Source organism: bacterium (assembly GCA_024742285.1).
GTDB lineage: Bacteria > Myxococcota_A > UBA9160 > UBA9160 > UBA4427 > UBA4427.
Genome location: JANSYR010000016.1, coordinates 1 through 16,646, shown reverse-complemented (window position 1 = coordinate 16,646; position 16,646 = coordinate 1). Strand labels below are relative to the sequence as shown.

The window sequence follows — 16,646 nt, the reverse complement described above, 5'->3', positions numbered from 1 at the left end:
TGCGCTCGGTCGCTTCCGGATTTCGGAGAACGAGCGGGCCGTCGCGCCCGCCGCCCGCGGTCCCGGGACGCGGCCCGCTCTTTCCTGCGCTCGCGCCGTTCGAGGGAGAGGGACCTTCGGTGGCCGCGCTGCGCGCCTGCGTGGAGGCCTGCCCGGACGATTGCCTGCGCGTCCGGGCGGACGGGGATCGCCTCGTGGCCCTCCTCCTCGACCCGGGGCGCTGTACGACGTCCGGGCACTCCGTCGATCAGTGGGGGCAGGGCCTCTTCATCGCGAAGCCGGCCCCGTCCGTGTTGGCGACCCTCGACGGGCGGCTGCCCGAGATCGATCTCCTGCGGGAAGCGCGCGCGTGAGCCGGATCGATCCGAATTCGATGCGCGCGCGTCACCGCGACCTCGCGGTCGAGGTGATCGAATCGCCGGATCCCGGAGGCGAGCTGCGGATCACCGTGCCGGGTGCGCACGCGAAGACGCTCCTCGCTCGCCTCGTCGACGAGGACGAGACCGCCGCGAATCGCCTGGTCGACCTGACCGTGATCGATCGCGGGGCCGGCCAAGGAGAGCACCGGTTCGAGGTGGTCTACCGGCTCCACTCCGCGAGCCGCCACGCCGCGGTCCGCGTGCATGCCGTCGTCGCCGAGGCGGATCCCTCGATCGAGTCGGTCCTCTCGCTCTGGCCCGGCGCCGCCTGGCCCGAGCGCGAGGCCTTCGATCTCTTCGGCCTCCACTTCAAGGGACATCCGGAGCTGCGGCGCCTGCTCCTCGATCCGGCCTTCGAGGGCGCACCGCTCCGAAAGGGGGAGTCGCCTCCGGCGCGTGCGCCGTCTACCGAAGGCGGGCCGGCCGCGGAGGGGACGCTCCGATGAGCACCGAGGTCGGGCCCGAAGGGTCCCTGTCCGCGCGTCTCGGTTTCCCGGAGACCGCCGTCGAGGTCGGCTTCAGCCACCCCGGCGTGCGCCACGTGACGACGGCCGCCGGCGGGAGCGCGAGCTTCCTCGTCCACCTCGACGACGACCGGATCACCGACCTCGAGGTCGACATCGGCTTCGGCCACCGGGGCTTCGAGTTCACCTGCGAGCAGGGCACCTGGGCCGACGCGCTGCCCCACGTGTCCCGACTCGGTCTCGCCACCGGCGTGCTGGCCGAGACCGCGTATTGCCTCGCCGTCGAATCCCTGGCGGGTCTTCCGGTCCCCGACCGCGCGATCTGGGGGCGCATGCTCGTCGGCGAGCTCGCCCGGATCACCGACCATGCCGCTCGGCTCGGTGCGGTCTTGAACGCGATCGCGATCGGGGAAGGAGCGCTGGTCGCGCACCGCCTCGAGACGTTCGCGATGCAGGCGCTCGGCGCGGCCACCGGAGGGGCGCCCCTCGATGGCTTCGTGCGGATCGGCGGCGTGCGAGCGGGCCTCGAGGGCGACCTCGCCGAGGATTGGACGGAGCGCCGCACGGCGATCGACGCGGAGCTCGCGAAGCTCGATCGCGTCGCGGTGAAGAACCCGACGGTGATCCGCCGACTTCGGGACGTCGCGCCGATCTCGGCGGACGACGCGATCGCCTGGGGCGTGACCGGGCCCGCGCTTCGCGCGGCGGGAGCGCCCCTCGATCTGCGGCGCGACCGGCCCTACCTCGCGTACGGTGCCCTCGACTTCGACGTGCCGGTCGGGGAACGCGGCGACGGACTGGATCGTTTGCTGGTCGTGATCGAGGAGATCCGCCAGAGCCTGGGCATGGTGGATCAATGCCACAAGCTGCTGACGAGTCTCGGCCCGGGTGAGCTCTGTACGCCGGGCAGCGACGACCTCCACGTGGCGAGCGGCGAGGGTGTGGCGAGCGTCGAGACGTCGACCGGGGAGCTGGGATTCCTGCTGGCGAGCGATGGGGTCGGGCTGCCGCGACGCGTGCGATGTCGAGCCCCGAGCTTCTACAATGCACAGGCGCTGCCCGCGATGCTCATCGGGAGCCGACTCGATGACGTGCTGCCGACCGTCGCGCTCCTCCACATCGTCGGCCCGGAATGCGATCGATGACTGCTCCTGCTTCTCCCGGCCCGGACGGCCCCACCGGCGGGCCGCCGCCGCTCAAGCCTTTCGGACTCGTGCTCCGTCACGATGGCCGGTTCCTTCACGAGGGCGAGCCCATCCGCAATCGAAAGCTTCGGGAGCATTTCGAGCGGAACGTCGAGTACCTGGCGGACGAGCAGAAGTTCATCGTTCGCCTCCATCACTTCCGCGGAGAGGTCGTCGTCGAGGAGGCCGGCTTCTTCGTTCGCGAAGTCGACTTCGCGACGGGCGAGGTCGTGCTCTCCGACGGGAGTCGGGAGGCCCTCGATCTCGCGAGCCTCGAGATCTCGAAGATCGACGAGGCGCTCCTCTGTCGCGTGAAGCGCGATCTGGTCCCCGATGGGCTCCTCGCTCGCTTCAACCACGCGGCGCAGTCGGAGCTCCTCGGTGCCGTCGAGGCGGAAGGAGACGGCTTCTCCCTCGAGCTCGGCGGCGACCGGGTCGCCTTTCCTGAGATCTGAGCCCGAGATCCGAGCAGAATCGGGGCCTTACGCGTCCGTTCGGTTTGACGTCGCGGGGCGTCGCTGGTACATCCTGGGGTCCTCGCGCGCCCATCCGGGCGCGGCGGACGCGTTCGCGTCCCCGAGGCGGCGTAGCCAAGTGGTAAGGCACGGGCCTGCAAAGCCCTGATCCCCGGTTCAAATCCGGGCGCCGCCTCCACTTACTCGTGGCCGTAGGGGCATTTGGGCGATTTTGTGGCGCCTTGCCCGCGCTGCGACTCGGGTTGGCCGTTGGGGCGTGACGGCGGATTCGTCGAGCCTTGCCCGCCCTGCGACGCAGGGCACGATCGGACCGGGCGTCTTGCCCGCTCTGCGAGGCCGATCGGCTGCGCGATCGAATGCCGTGTGTGCGAAATCCGGTGAGTGCCTCGCGGTCTCGTCGTTCGGTGGACGGGATCGGTTGCGGGCGAGGGCCGCTGAAGCAGCTCCTTGGCCGACGGCGATGGAAGCCACGAGGCCGGACGCGCGTGCGAGCTCAGTCGGGCTTCCGACCCGAGCCGTCTGGGGCGGTGGGCAGGACTGCGCAGAGGCGGGCGCGACCGCGGCGAGGGTGCCAGACGGCGCGCATGCAACTGCGAAAGAGGCGCCTGTCCCCGTCCATCGTGCGGAGCTCCTGGCGGACCCAGGAAGGGTCTGATGCGCCACCGAGGGGACTACCTGCCCGTTCTCAGCGTAGTCGGCGGTGCGGGAAAGACATCTCAAACGTCCTCTCCCATCGGCAGCGGCCGTGCGTCGCGCCGGCATCGACGCGGCGATCCCTCGACCTCCCCCGGTCACGGGCATGCGCCCGGTGGTACTCTTCCCTCTCCTCGCTCATCCATCCGGATCTTGCGGGCGACGGTCCGCGACAGCGGTCCGGCGCAGCGTGCGTTCGCCGCCGTGGCTCGTGCGGACGGCGGGGTGTGGTCCTTCGGTAATCGGAAGTGTCCAGTTGCGTGAAGCGCTTCACGGTTCCCGGCCGCCGGAGTCCCGAACATCGAGGCGTACCACGATTTCTCGTGGCCCATGCCTCGCGCCCCGCTTCCGTCTCGAAGTGCACTCCGTGACGACGCTGCCCAGGAAACGAAGATCATGAGCCGACACGCCCATCGACGAAACCCTGCCCAGTCTCGAACGCGCCCGGTCGTCTCGTGCAAGGGAATCACGACCGCCTCCCGGTTCGCGACCGTCTTGATGCTCATGACGTCTGTCGTCGTGGCGACCGGCCTATCGGCGCCCGCCCAGGCGCAGGACTACGAAATCTCCTACGACGCATCGCTCGGCACGCTCCCGAGCGCCCAGGGCTGGACGCACGTCGTGGTCGATCCCGCGCCCGTCGACGGCCTCGACGAGACCAACTACTCCGTCGCGGGGGGCGCGCTCACGCAGGGACCGACCGGCGGGCCGAGTAACGACGACGCGAACGTGCAGTACTACCGGCCGCCGGCCTACGACTACCTCTTCACGGAGGACGTCCTCCAAGTCGAGATCAGACTGCGCATCGTTTCCAGCACGGTCACCCTTCCGGGATTCGGCCAACCGAAATCGGGCTTCACCGTCTACCTGAAGGATTCACTCCCGCGAAACGTATTCATCTCGTTCGGCGAGTCCGAGGTCTTCCTGGGGTCGACGAACAGCCAGGTCTCTGCGGTCGTCCCCTACGACACGACTCTGGGTTTCCGGGACTACGTCCTTCGCGTCGACGCGAACGGCGCGAGCCTCTCGATCGAGGGCGAGCTCGTCGCGACGCTCCCGCTCGGCAGCATGGCGATCGGCGGTGTCGACAACCTGCTGGGGATCGGCGACGTCTTCCCCGAGGAGCGCGGGAGCGCGGAGATCGAGTCCTTCCGCTTTTCGCGAACCGACCCGTCCGAGCCCTACGCGCGGGACTTGACGCTCGTGAGCGCCACTTTCTCGTCGTTCCTGACCGCACCCGACTTCTCCAACACCGCCAATGGTGATGTAGACTGCCCAGCGGGGACGCAGGTGATCTCCGGCGGGGCGTCCATTCTGTCTCCCTCCGGTGCGGAACGCGACATTCTCCTTCTCGAGAGCATTCCGAGCGACATCGGCACGGCCGCCGAGGACTGGGAAGCCGACTTCGAGCGGTTCCTCAGCGCGAACCCGTTCGACATCGAGGTGTTCGCGGTCTGCGGCGAAGTGCCGGGACTGGAGCACCGCGTCGAGCCGTCCCCCCCGACCCCGAGTCCGCCGCTCGAATGTGCCCCCGGCCTCTCCCAGATCGGTGGGCGCGACTACGAGACGACGGAGATCGACTACATCACGTGCGCCGAATCGCTCGGCTGGATCCAGCGAAACTTCGTGTCGGACCTCACGACGGACGAGGAGCACGAGATCAACGCCTTGTGTCCGGTCGCGACCTACCTGATCGGCGGGGACGCTCGCGTGAACGATTTCGGTGCGGGACTGACACACCTCGGCGTCACGGAGAGCACCCCGTTGACGCTCTTCACCGATCAACCCGTCCTGTGGGCCGCACGCGCCAACAGCTTCGATCCGACGGGGCCGCCGGCGTCTCCCTGGCAGCTCGAAGTGACGATCTGGTGCGCTCCCAAGGCCGATCCGACCGAACATCGCCCCGGCATCGCGGGCCGTTTCCAGGGCAGCGAGTTCGGCGTCTTCGACGACCTGGGCGGGAACGACGGCACGTTCCACAACGGTGCGGCGGGCGTTTCCGGGTTCAATGGCCAGGCCTTCGAATTCGAGCGCATCAACCAGGAGTGGATCGAGCTCGCGCGCTCGCCGAAGTTCTATCCGCAAGGAGACTTCACGGTCGACGCGTGGATCCAGACCGACAACGTGGACCCGGGCGGAAGCGGTCACACGATCGTCGAGCTCTTCGAGCCGGGCGGGGACCCGGCCAATCCGGGCGAAGCCAACCAGCTGAATGGATGGAGTCTGGAGCTCACACCGAATGGCTTCCTGAAGGGGAACGTCTTCGTGTTCTTCCCCAGCGGAACCGCGGCCACGGGCGACGTCGACCTGGCCGATGGTCTGCCGCATCACGTCGCCCTGCAGCGAAGCGGCGGCGACGTGCGGATCTTCGTCGATGGCGCCCACGCGGCCGAGACGACGATCCAGAATTCCTGGGATGGCGGACCGATGAACGTGCCCGTACAGCAGTTTCCGGACCCCGTGTCGATCGGCGGTCACCGCGACAACCAGCTCGACACGACGAGTCGGCACTGGGAGGGACTGATCGACGACGTGAAGTTCTACAATCGCGGGCTCTCCCCGGAAGAGATCGCCGAGATCGCCGGCTGCGGCCTGCCGCTGCTCCCCCGCGTCGTCAACATCGATGCCGACCGCCACGGCGGGCGCGAGGCGGCGCGCGACGAGACACGTCTCTGCGTCTACCTCACGGCGGGCGAGTACGAGGTCGAGCTGCTCTCGGAGGCCACGGATCCCGAGGCGCGCTTCACGGGCTGGGCCCCGGACGTCGGCGCAACGTGGAACACGCGGGTCGAGGCGAAGCCGGAGATCGATCCCGACTTCGGCTTCGGAGACGTGACGGCCCATGCGGACGCGGCGACGGCCTTCGCGAACACGAGCCCGACGACGATTCCATTCACCCTGACCGGGGATCAGCGCGTCCACTTCGGCGTCGAGGAAGAGGATCGAATCCTCGACAACCGCGGTGGCGTCTCCTTCCGCATCACGCGCGTCCCCGAGCCCGGCTTCGGGCTCGTGCTCGGGATCGGTTCGGCGCTCCTCGCTTGTTCGCGTCGCCGATCGACCTGAGCTCTGTGCCGCTGCGTTGAACGCCGAGAGTCTCGATGTCGAGGGGGAGATCTTCGAGGGGCTTCGGGAGGATACGAGTGATCGCGAGGTCGTGTTCTGACGCGGGCTTCGGACCGCGTGCGCGCGCCCGGGGCGCCGTCTGCCCCGTCGCGGTGTTCGCGGGAACGGCCAGGCACTCCGCCATGGCACGCTCGTCGTCCGGAACGCCGGACTCGGTCGTGGCAAGAACGCGGCCATCGTCGAAGTCTGCGAGGTCCGCAGACACGTCGAAGATTCTCTGCTCGGCACCCGTCGATCTGCGGATGTCATCGACCCGCCGCAAGTGCTCGATCCTTCCTCGGCAAGTTCGGCGCTCGTCCTGGTGAACGCGTGCGGCGTCGACTCGAGGGATCGCTCCCGTAGGCCCCCTTTTGCCCAGATCTGGATCGGCAAGTATTCGAATTCGAATCGTCGAACCAGAGTGTCGCTCGAGCGCGAACGCGGGCGTAGTCGTGCCGGAGGCGGTCCACCCCGAGCTCGACCCATGCTGCGGAAGGAGGAATCTTCGCGAGTTCCTCGCGCGACGCCGGGAATCGGTCATGGAGCGACTGCGCGCGCTCCAGCTTCTCGAGGCAGAGCGTCGCCGGCTCCTCGAGCTTCTTCCGGCTTTGCTGCGCGATCTCGCGCGACTCGGCCGCGCGGCTCGACTCCTTCGCAGACTCGATCGTCCTCCATGCCGCGAACCCGATCGCGAAAATCGTGAGGCAGAACCGGAGCCACGCGGCCGTCTGGTCGCTCGCTCGATCACCCCCCCGCAGCGTCTCGCTGGCGAGGTTCACCGATCGGTCGCTTGTCGCTTTCGAGTTTCGAGCCACCAAGCGCATGACCCCGTCAAGCACTTCCGTACTCACCCTGCAACCGAGACGCCGCGGGCAAGATCAACGCCGGGATCCGGTGCCTCGGTTCAGCAGACAAAGGCCAAACGCGATCAGGATCCCTGAAGACGGTTCTGGAATGACCGCGATGAAGGCATCGCGCTCTCCGGCGGAATTCGTTCCGTAGCCGAATATCTGTAGTCCGTCGTCCGAGATCGAGTGGGCGGCGTCGAGTTGCCATTCGCCGGCTTCAAGGCCCGCCAGAGCGAGAAGGAGCTCAAGCGACTGCACGTTGCGATTCTCGTCCCAGATGACTGCGCTCCATGTCTCGCCTCCATCCGATGAGGATTCGCCCACGATGAAGCGACCGTCGCGAGAAACTCCGAACGCATTGCTCTCGCTGAGGCGGGTTTCCTGCAAGAATCCGAGGCCGCGCATGCCGTCGGCCGCAGTCCAGACGAAGCCTTCGACACCTGCCTCCGGATTCGCGGAGCCGATCACGACGCTGCCGTCAAAGGAGGCGGCGAAAGCCTCGCTCTCGTAGATGCCCCCCGGCAGATCACCCAGCCCCAGCATGCCATTCGCTTCGGTCCAAACGAAGGCTTCCGGGCCGGCAGCGATCCTCGAGCGGCCCAGGATTGCGGTGCCATCGCCCGAGATGGCGTAGACCAGGCTATTGGATGCGCCAGGAAGCGTGCCGATGCCCACGGGAGCACTCCCATCCGGCACGGCGAAGAACCCCTCTGCGCCGAGGTCGGATCGTGCGCCCCCTGCGATCAGATGGCCGCTATCGGATACGGCGATCGCGCGACTGTTGAAGCCGCCGCCTGGCAGGTCGCCAAGTCCGCGAATTCCCTGGTCCTCGTCCCAGACGAAAGCCTCTCTTCCTGAGCCGGAAATGGAGCTTCCCACGACGACTGAGCCGTCGGCTGAGCTGGCCCAGGCGATGCTGTTTCGCTCGCCGCCGGGGAGATCGCCGAGCGTTCTAAGTCCGTCGGTCGCTGTCCATCGGAAGGCCTCCAAGCCGTTCGGCGTGGTCAAATAGCCCAGGAGGACGTCGCCCCCCGAGGTGACACCGCGCAGCGTTGCAGCGTAGTCGGTTTCTTCGGCGATCAGGTCAGAGACCCACGTCAAGGATGCGGCACTGCTCGTGTACGGGAGGAGGAGCCCGATACCGACAAGCGGAAGAAGCAACGCGCGCATGGATCCCCCAACCGCCCGCGCCTTCGTCTTGAACGCTGCGGGACCGACAACTCTAGGCCAAGGACTTCAGCCTGCTTTCATCGTTCCTTCGGGAGCGCAGGGGTGGCGCGTCGGGAAACCCACACTCGGATCCGCTTCGAACCGGACGCCATCGCCACGGCGTCCGAGATCGCCGACCGACACGGGGTGTCGAACGCGGCCGGCCGGGTCGACGTGCGAAGCGCCTCGGATGTCGAATCGGCGCTCGGAGGCTGTGACATCCTCTGCGCCAACGTTGGCGTCCAGCAGTTCGGTGCGATCGACCGGCTGACGAACGATGACTGGCTGTTCGTGCTCGACGTGAACGGGCGTGGCTCGAACCGAATCGTGCTCGCGTTTCTGCCCTCTATCCGGGCGCGGGACGGCTACCGACGCGTTCTGCTCACCGCTTCGCTGAGCGTCCTCGCGCCCGCGGTGAGGATGATGGCCGACCAGACCTGTAGGCTCGCGGTCATGAGCTTCGGCGGGACGCTTCGCCACGCGCTCGTGGACGCAGGAATCGGAGGGAGCCTGCTCTTCCCCGGCGACATGCTGACCGGGCACCTTGAGCGCAGCGCCGAGGCACGGCCTCCGGGGCTGCGGGCGACGGGTGCCCGCGAGGGCGACGTGGCTGCTAGCACGCGCATCGACCCGCCGAGCCGGACCACGTGGTCTCCCCGGAACGGGCGATCCGGAATCTCCTCGTCGACCTCGAAGCCGACGAGTCCTGCACCGTCACGCACGGCGGGATCTGCTACGACGACCTCGAGCGGTACGGCTGGATGATGGCGGCAGTCGATTGGATGGACGAAGAGCGTGCCACGGCTCCGACGTGGCGAACGGAATCTGGGCCATGTTCGAACGTCGAGTGGCCTCCGGCCGAGGACGGAAAGCGCGTCGGTCTCCAGGGCTTCGGTCACGACCACGAGAAGTACGTTCGCCGAGACGGAAGGGGGTACATCGCAGAGACCCGTCTGGAGCGTCTTCGCGTCGACCCGCTCTGAAGAGGGCGCCTGTTCCGACAGGAACCGGGAGCGAAGGCGAGGTGCCTGCCGACGCGCGGCCCGACCCGGTACGATGCGTACGAGGGAGGTGCTCGATGATTCATACTTCGCCCCGATACGTGACGCCGACCGCCGCGCAGCTCGCCCGGCTCGAGGCGTTCCGCGAGGCGCACGCCGCAGACGAGATCGGGACCATCGCCGATCGGATCCTCTTCGAAGACGATCGGGTGCGGATCTGGGAGATGCGGCTCGAGCCGGGAGAGTCGAGCGCCCTCCATCGCCACGAGCACGACTACTACCTGGCGATCTTCTCCGGAGACCTGATCGCCGGGGTGTTTCCGGAGGGCGCCGGCGACCCGGTCGTGGTCGAGCTGCCCGCCGAGGGCAATACCGTGGCCGTGCCGAAGGGCGGGTTGGAATGGGCCGTGAACATCGGCACCCGGCCCTACCGCGAGGTCCTCGTCGAGCTCAAGGGCACGTGACGATGAACGCCCCCGTCGGGTATGCGCCCGACGGGGGCGTCGTTCGTGCGCGATCGGGGACGGCGGCATGGGTCGCGATCGCGGCCGCGGACCGGAGCCACGGGCGTCAGAACGGACCGGGCGCCTGCGACGACGGGGGCGCGGCCAGCAGGGTCTCGGCGATCTGGACCGCGTTCGTGGCCGCGCCCTTTCGGAGGTTGTCGGAGACCTCCCAGAGCCAGAGGCGCTCGGAATCGAGGTCCCGTCGGACGCGCCCGACGAGGACTTCGTCTCGGCCGACGACGTCGCGCGTGGTGGGAAAGAGGTTCTCGGCCGGATCGTCGACGAGCTCGACGCCCTCGAAGCCTGCGATTGCCCGCTGTGCCTCTTCGGCGTCGAGCGGGTGGGTCGTCCGCACGAGCGCCGTCGCGGCATGTCCAACCGGGACGGGGACCCGCACGCAGGTCATCGCGATCGGAAGCGACGGCAGGTCGAAGATCTTGCGCGTCTCCTGGCGGAGCTTCTGCTCCTCGGTCGAGTAGCCGTTCTCGAGGAATCGTTCGCAGAGGGGCAGGGGGTTGTTCGCGAGGGGGGCCGGGAAGACCTCGGCTTCGGGCGAGGCACCACTGGCGAGCGCCGCCTGCTGGGCCTCGAGCTCGTCGAGTCCGTCCCGGCCGGCACCGGAAGCGGCCTGGAGGGTCGTCACGACGATCTCTTCGAGCCCCGCGGCACGCCGGATCGGCTCGAGGGCCATCACGAGGCCGATGGTCGTGCAGTTCGGACAGGCGATGATGCCTCGATGGCCGAGCGCGGCATCGGCGTTGATCTCCGGAACGACGAGCGGCACGTGCTCGTGCATGCGCCAGGTGTTGGACTTGTCGATCGCGATCGCACCGCGTTCGGCCGCCTCGGGAGCGAGGCTCTTCGAGAGTTCGCCGGTCGCCGCGAAGAAGACCAGGTCGGCTCCCTCGAACGCTTCGGGCCGCGCTTCGCGCACGGGATGGTCGCGCCCCGCGAAGCGCACCGTGGCGCCGACGGATCGGGCGCTCGCCAGGGGGCGGAGCGCCCCGACCGGGAAGCGACGCTCCTCGAGGACGGAGAGGAGGACTTCGCCGACGGCGCCGGTGGCGCCGACGACACAGACGGTGAGGGGGCGATCGCGCAGATCGCGGAAGGATGCGGTCATGGTGGACTCCTGTCGTGGGGCGTTTCGGCGCCCGACAGGGCCCCGAAACGAGCAACGCCCTCCCGGCGGACCGGGAGGGCGTTGCAGGTGATCGGGGCTGCGCTTCCGGTTCGCTAGGCGGACGTGTCCGTCGTCGTCGTCGTCGTGACGGCGATCTCAGGCTCGGCACCCGTGTGGCGTAGGGAAGCGGTCTGCATCGGCGGCATTATTCGCGTCGTCGTCGACGCCGTCAAGTGTCGGTTCGACCGTCGCGCCGAGCGGACTCGGAGGATCGTCTCCGGTTCGGCGTCCGGAGAGCCGACGGGATAGAATGGAGCCGGGCCCGGGTGGCGAAATGGTAAACGCGGGTGACTTAAAATCATCTGGCCTCTGGCCGTGCAGGTTCGAGTCCTGCCCCGGGCACCGTTTCTGATCGGCGCAAGGCGCCTCGCGAGACGCGCTTTGGCGCGCGTCTCTTGCGCTCGCGGCGCGGGGCGCGTTCGGGCACCGCGCGCGGGAAGCGCGGCTTCGACGGCGCGCCGACCGACGTCAGTCGGGTAGACGGAGCCCTCAGCGCAAGACGCGCGCCGCAAAGCGCGCGTCGCGAGGCGCGCAGCGCCGACCGACGTCAGTCGGATAGACGGAGCCCTCAGCGCAAGACGCGCGCCGCGAAGCGCGCGTCGCGAGGCGCGCAGCGCCGACCAAAATCAGTCGGGTAACTGATCCAGGACCCTCTCGCGGACGTCGTCCGTTGCCAGGAGGTCTTCCAGGGCATCGCGGTCGAGCAGGGTCGTGCGCTGGTAGTTCTGGTCGGGGCAGTCGATCTCGACGCGGAAGATCTCCTTGGGATCGTGGAAGATCTGGCGGATGCGGAGCGACTGGTCTTCGGCCCCGTCGAGGATCTGCATGCGCAGGGAATCGACGATGCGATCCCCACGCCCGGCACAAAGCGCCATCGGGTCGAGGGCGTCGGTTTCGCCGCGTTCCCTGCGTCGGGCGCGGCCGAGAAGCTTGAACGTGCCGGGGGGTCTCATCGGAAGAGCAAGCATACCCAGTCGGGTTCGCGCGGATCAAGCATGGAGCGGAAGCCCGTGGATCCGTCGGATCCGGTTCGCCCGCATCCGCTCCTGGTCTCGCGCAACGAAGAGGCGGGCGATCGGCAGCAGCGCCTCTTCACAGGTGGGGTCGAAGGCGATGCCGAGGTCGGCGTCGTCGTCCCGCCCCGTGGGCGTGCCGAAGAGAGCGGGGTGGAGGGTCTGTCTCGACCAGGCGACTCGGCCGTCGATCTCGAAGATCCGGCCCGAAGGCAGGCGCACGGCGACGTGCACACGCGCGCCGGGCGCCACGCCCTCGGCCGCGGTCAGGCGCAGCCCGCCCAGGCCGATCTCGGCCGTCCGCGCCAACGGGGCCACGGGCTTTCCTTCATCGGTGGTGACGAAGACCGGGGCGCAGAGGGGGAGGCGCGGGGTCGTTCGCGTGTCGGTGCGATGCCTTCGAAGCGCTCTGCCCATGTTCGACTCCTCGTCGGTCTACTCTTCGTATCGGCGGTGGCCATCGAAGGGCTTGAGCGCAATCGGCGTGCGCCTCCCGAGGGAGGTGCCCGTCCCGTGTAGGGAAATGCCTCGTGCGGCTCTCGGGGGAATGCTCAAGCGCCGGACGATCTCTCCCGACAAGAGACGGGACGCGTCGGTTCCCCACCGGTGCGACGAGGCAGCCGTGTCCCACGACGAGAGCGATTTCGCGTTCGGTCGGTCCTTCTCCACCGAATCGAAGAGAGTCCTCGGGCTCGACCCGAAAGAGGGGCTTCGCGTCCTTGCGCGATCGGGACGCGCGATCCTGCTTGAACGTGGTGACGACGCCGGGACGGAAGTGCCCGCCGATCGCGATCTCGTTCTGTCTTGCGACGTGCGCGCGTTCGCCCTCGCCGATCTCCTTGCGCTCGTCCACGACGCGGGCAAGTCGGGGTACCTGCTCTTTCAGTACGAAGGGGAAGAGAAGGCGGTCTGGCTGAGTCGGGGAGAGGTCGTCTTCGCAGCATCGAACCTCGTGCCCGACCGACTCGGGGCCTGCCTGCTTCGCGCCGGGCTCATCGAGCAGGGCCAGCTCGATCTCGCGGAGCAGCGGTACCACCCGAGCACGCGCTTCGGCAAGGTCGTGGTCGAGCTCGGGATCCTCACGCCGCGAGAGCTCTGGAACGGCGTGAAGACCCAGGTCGAGGACATCGTTCGTTCGCTCTTCTCCTACACCGCGGGCTGGATCCACTTCTGGGAAGGCGAGATCGAGCCCGACAACGTCGTTCGATTGAGCCTTCCGACCCGTCGCCTGATCGGTGAGGGGCTCGCGCGGCGCGACGACCTGCTGCGGTTCCTCGCGCGCCTCGAAGATCCGCGCACCGCCATCCTGCTTGGAGACGCGTCCCGGCCCCCGGCCTCGGACAACGAGCGCGCGATCCTCGATGCGCTCGCCGACGAGGATCGATTCGCCGGCATCTGCCACCACTCGGGATTCGATCCGCGAACCGCCGCGCGAACGATCCAGTTCCTACAGCTGACGGGCCACGTCGCGATCGAGGTAGGAACGTCCGAGGAGCACGGACCGTGGACGACGGCGGACGACGACGTGGTTCGCGAAGCCGTCGAGCTCCACGCGAAGCTCATCTTCGAGCTCGCCGCGCCCTTGATCGCCCTCGACGGCGCGAGCGAGGTCGCGGGACGCCTCGACCGCATCCTCGAGGAGAGTGCCGAGAACGGGCGCAAGCTGCTCGAAGGCGTCCAGGTGGGAGAGCAGGGGACGCTCGATCCCGCGGTGCTGAGCCATCGAGCGCTGCGTCTGACCGGCGATCGCGTACGCGAGGTGGACGAGGCGCTCGGCGAGGTCGTCGCCTATCTCGAGTTCGAGCTGAAGAACCACCCGCAGATCGAGGACTGCGCGCCATTCCTCGAAGCCGTCGATCCGCTTCGGGCTATGCTGATCCGCTGACGCGAGGCGCGGGCCCGCGCAGAGGCGACGTCCGGCACCGGACGGCGCACGACGAAGCGGGGCGGAGTCGGAGTGGCGGAAGGACGCGGCAAGCGGCGCGGAGTCGGAGTCGCGGAAGGACGCGGCAAGCGGCGCGGCACGGATCGGCGTCGAGGCGAACGTGGCGGCGGAACCGAGTGGCTCTACGGCCTCCATCCGGTGCGCGAGGCGCTTCGGGCGGGCCGACGAGAGATCCACCGCGTCTGGATCCGAGAGGGCACAGATCGCGCGGAGCTCGCCGAGGTGGCCGACGCGGCGGGTGCAGCGGGCGTCGTCGTGGAACGGGTCCCGCGGAGCGTCCTGGACGAGCGCGTCGCGCCCGACGCCCAGTCCCAGGGCATCGCTGCCGAAGCGGAGCCCTTGCCCGAGCTCTCTCTGCGGGCCCTGGTCGAACGCGCAGCCGATTACGCCGCGCCGCTCCCGCCGGTCCTGCTCGCCCTCGACGGCGTCGAGGATCCGCAGAACGTGGGCGCGATCGCCCGGGTGGCCGAAGCGGCCGGGGTCGCAGGACTGGTGCTGACCGAGCGCCGTGCTCCCGCCCTGACTCCGGCGGTCGCGCGCGCCTCGGCGGGCGCGATCGAGTGGCTGCCTGTAGCCCGCGTGCCGAACTTGAACAGGGCCCTCGGGGGACTGCAGGAGCGGGGCTACTGGGTGGTCGCGGCGGCTCCGGAGGACGGTCGCTCGCTCTACGAGATGGAAGACCGCCTGCTCGATGCCCCCCTCGTCGTCGTGCTCGGGGCCGAGGGCCGGGGGGTTCGACCGAGTGTGGCGTCCGCGGCGGATCACCGGGTCTGGGTCCCGATGCGCGGGGAGGTGGCCTCCCTCAACGTCTCGACGGCGGGAGCTGCGATCCTCTTCGATCTGGTCCGCCGTCGCGGTCAGCCCGAGCGCTGATCCCCGCGGGTCGTGGGGAGAACCGGAGAGTTCTTCCCCGGCGGGGCCTGGGGTGGTCCTCTAGGCGCTTGCCAGCGGGGACCGGGCCGGTCTATAGTCTGCCGCCTCGGGGACCCAAACAAAAAGATTCAATTCGCGCTCGGTCACATCGGTTTCGTACTCGACCCGGTCGGGGCACGCCTACGCGGACGAACGCGTGGCGTGCTGGTTCGAAGGCTTGATGTCTTCGGACACGACGCGGGCCGGGTGGCAGGATCCGGGCTGGCGTAGCTCAACTGGTAGAGCACCGGATTTGTAATCCGAAGGTTAAGGGTTCGAGTCCCCTCGCCAGCTCCACCCCTTGCGCAGCCTGTGCGAGTCAGACGAAAACGATCGCCGCGTCGTCCCTGTTAGGGGCGAACGAACGAAGAAGGAAACATCAACGATCCTGGCGTGTTGTCAGGGTCGTTAGCCGGTCCGATGCAAAGCGGCGTAGTCGCAACGCGGAAGGATCGGAACGACGAGAGGAACGAGTAGACGGGACGAACCGATCGATCCCAGACCCACACCTGAAGCGCCTGGTGCGCATGGCCTTGGCTGGATAGACCGAGGAGCGAGAGGCACAGGGCAAAAGGCACAGAGCGAGAGGCACAGAGCGAGAGGCCAAGGTGCCGAAGCTCCGGCCCCGACTCTGGTCCGCATGCACGACCCCGAGACCGTCCGCGATGCCCAGTTCATGGAGTCGCGTGACACGTGCGTGTGTAGGACGAGTCGATCCGCCGGACACGCCGAGAGCCACTCGGTCCGACGCCAAGCCGCCACCGCTTCACGATGTGTTCGACACGAGTCCGAACGACTTCCGCTCCCGGATTCCCTGGAGAACGACCCGCGACGCACCGACGTCGCGTCCGGCGAAGCCCGCCGGACAGGGGTGCGCCACCGGAATCTCGCGGGAGGCTCTCGGAGGCCGGGGTCGAATGAGGGAGCGAGGGAGAGAGTCGATCGGATCGACCCGGAAGACGAAACGAACGGGATCTACGGAGGGATACCGAAGCGGTTAAACGGGGCAGACTGTAAATCTGCTGGCCTTTGGCCTACGGAGGTTCGAATCCTCCTCCCTCCACCATCCCGGACTTTCTGCGGGAATAGCTCAGCTGGCTAGAGCACCAGCCTTCCAAGCTGGGGGTCGCGGGTTCGAATCCCGTTTCCCGCTCCAATTGTTTTCGAGGCGCAAGGCCGCGAGGGCAGGACGAGGCGTCGAGGTCGCGAGAGGCCGACAGGAAGAGACCCAAAGCAATTTTGCTCACGTAGCTCAGGTGGTAGAGCACGTCCTTGGTAAGGACGAGGTCAGCGGTTCAAGCCCGCTCGTGAGCTCCAGAACGATGCGATCCGATTCCGGTCGGCCGCGAGACGAGACGGCGCGATGGCGTCGGGAGACTTTTCAACAACTCGACTTCGAGACTGCGGCTCCGGGGGGCGTCGTGGGGGAAGCGACGGAACGAGATCCGGCGCGGCCCGTCGAAGGCGACTCAACACGGCGACCGGACGAGCCGGATCGCCAGCCAGCTGAACACAGCAATCAAGCAAGAGAGTGAGCAGGCAAGCACCATGTCCAAGGAAAAGTTCGAGCGGACGAAGCCCCACGTGAACGTGGGCACGATCGGTCACGTCGACCACGGGAAGACGACGCTGACGGCTGCGATCACTTCCCGCCAGGCGCACAAGGGTCTGGCCGAGAAGATGGACTT

15 protein-coding genes and 6 tRNA genes are annotated in these 16,646 nt (G+C 68.2%); 17 read left to right on the top strand and 4 right to left on the bottom strand.

Annotation, left to right across the window (positions count from 1 at the left end; all coding sequences use genetic code 11):
• The first annotated feature begins 119 nt into the window (after positions 1–119).
• The 6 genes from NXI30_23645 (at position 120) to NXI30_23620 (ending at position 6,302) form a co-directional block, all read left to right on the top strand.
• On the top strand, positions 120–353 hold the full coding sequence (locus NXI30_23645; GenBank protein MCR9097223.1) for a hypothetical protein: 234 nt from the start codon (positions 120–122) through the stop codon (positions 351–353).
• Positions 350–865, top strand: coding sequence for an NADH-quinone oxidoreductase subunit C (locus NXI30_23640; protein ID MCR9097222.1), 516 nt, complete (start codon positions 350–352; stop codon positions 863–865). Before NXI30_23645 ends, NXI30_23640 begins: the two co-directional genes overlap by 4 nt.
• Positions 862–2,028, top strand: coding sequence for a hypothetical protein (locus NXI30_23635; GenBank protein MCR9097221.1), 1,167 nt, complete (start codon positions 862–864; stop codon positions 2,026–2,028). Before NXI30_23640 ends, NXI30_23635 begins: the two co-directional genes overlap by 4 nt.
• Positions 2,025–2,522, top strand: a complete 498-nt coding sequence (locus NXI30_23630; GenBank protein MCR9097220.1) for a hypothetical protein — start codon at positions 2,025–2,027, stop codon at positions 2,520–2,522. Before NXI30_23635 ends, NXI30_23630 begins: the two co-directional genes overlap by 4 nt.
• A gap of 125 nt (positions 2,523–2,647) precedes the next feature.
• A tRNA-Cys gene (locus tag NXI30_23625) sits at positions 2,648–2,721 on the top strand.
• Positions 2,722–3,740: 1,019 nt separating this feature from the next.
• Positions 3,741–6,302 carry a LamG domain-containing protein gene (locus NXI30_23620; protein ID MCR9097219.1) on the top strand — a complete coding sequence of 854 codons (2,562 nt, stop codon included), beginning with the start codon at positions 3,741–3,743 and terminating at the stop codon, positions 6,300–6,302.
• A gap of 917 nt (positions 6,303–7,219) precedes the next feature.
• Here NXI30_23620 and NXI30_23615 read toward each other — a convergent pair.
• Positions 7,220–8,359 carry a PEP-CTERM sorting domain-containing protein gene (locus NXI30_23615; GenBank protein ID MCR9097218.1) on the bottom strand — a complete coding sequence of 380 codons (1,140 nt, stop codon included), beginning with the start codon at positions 8,357–8,359 and terminating at the stop codon, positions 7,220–7,222.
• Between the two features lie 686 nt (positions 8,360–9,045).
• Between NXI30_23615 and NXI30_23610 the strand changes: the two genes are divergently transcribed.
• Positions 9,046–9,381, top strand: a complete 336-nt coding sequence (locus NXI30_23610) for a hypothetical protein (protein ID MCR9097217.1) — start codon at positions 9,046–9,048, stop codon at positions 9,379–9,381.
• 95 nt (positions 9,382–9,476) lie between these two features.
• The gene (locus NXI30_23605) at positions 9,477–9,863 is read left to right on the top strand and encodes a hypothetical protein (protein MCR9097216.1); all 387 of its coding nucleotides are present in this window, start codon (positions 9,477–9,479) and stop codon (positions 9,861–9,863) included.
• A gap of 106 nt (positions 9,864–9,969) precedes the next feature.
• Here the strand turns inward: NXI30_23605 and NXI30_23600 are convergent, their stop codons facing one another.
• Entirely contained in the window at positions 9,970–11,028 is a 1,059-nt protein-coding gene (locus NXI30_23600; protein ID MCR9097215.1) for an aspartate-semialdehyde dehydrogenase, read from the bottom strand.
• A 123-nt stretch (positions 11,029–11,151) separates the two neighbouring features.
• Here NXI30_23600 and NXI30_23595 point away from each other — a divergent pair, with 123 nt between their 5' ends.
• Both NXI30_23595 and NXI30_23590 read left to right on the top strand, forming a co-directional pair.
• On the top strand, positions 11,152–11,337 hold the full coding sequence (locus NXI30_23595; GenBank protein ID MCR9097214.1) for a hypothetical protein: 186 nt from the start codon (positions 11,152–11,154) through the stop codon (positions 11,335–11,337).
• Between the two features lie 11 nt (positions 11,338–11,348).
• A tRNA-Leu gene (locus NXI30_23590) sits at positions 11,349–11,430 on the top strand.
• Between the two features lie 284 nt (positions 11,431–11,714).
• Here NXI30_23590 and NXI30_23585 read toward each other — a convergent pair.
• Positions 11,715–12,041 (bottom strand): hypothetical protein, encoded by a 327-nt coding sequence (locus tag NXI30_23585; protein MCR9097213.1) that lies wholly within the window; start codon positions 12,039–12,041, stop codon positions 11,715–11,717.
• 36 nt (positions 12,042–12,077) lie between these two features.
• Positions 12,078–12,518, bottom strand: a complete 441-nt coding sequence (locus NXI30_23580) for a PilZ domain-containing protein (protein MCR9097212.1) — start codon at positions 12,516–12,518, stop codon at positions 12,078–12,080.
• Between the two features lie 205 nt (positions 12,519–12,723).
• Here NXI30_23580 and NXI30_23575 point away from each other — a divergent pair, with 205 nt between their 5' ends.
• The 7 genes from NXI30_23575 to NXI30_23545 form a co-directional block, all read left to right on the top strand.
• Positions 12,724–13,986 carry a DUF4388 domain-containing protein gene (locus NXI30_23575; GenBank protein MCR9097211.1) on the top strand — a complete coding sequence of 421 codons (1,263 nt, stop codon included), beginning with the start codon at positions 12,724–12,726 and terminating at the stop codon, positions 13,984–13,986.
• 72 nt (positions 13,987–14,058) lie between these two features.
• Complete coding sequence (gene rlmB, locus NXI30_23570) at positions 14,059–14,919, top strand: 23S rRNA (guanosine(2251)-2'-O)-methyltransferase RlmB (GenBank protein ID MCR9097210.1); 861 nt, start codon at positions 14,059–14,061, stop codon at positions 14,917–14,919.
• 260 nt (positions 14,920–15,179) lie between these two features.
• Positions 15,180–15,255, top strand: a tRNA-Thr gene (locus NXI30_23565).
• A 682-nt stretch (positions 15,256–15,937) separates the two neighbouring features.
• A tRNA-Tyr gene (locus NXI30_23560) sits at positions 15,938–16,024 on the top strand.
• Between the two features lie 13 nt (positions 16,025–16,037).
• Positions 16,038–16,114 (top strand) — tRNA-Gly (locus tag NXI30_23555).
• A gap of 85 nt (positions 16,115–16,199) precedes the next feature.
• Positions 16,200–16,275: transfer RNA gene (locus tag NXI30_23550), tRNA-Thr, on the top strand.
• 231 nt (positions 16,276–16,506) lie between these two features.
• A partial coding sequence (locus tag NXI30_23545) for a GTP-binding protein (protein MCR9097209.1) occupies positions 16,507–16,646 on the top strand: 140 nt, incomplete at its 3' end.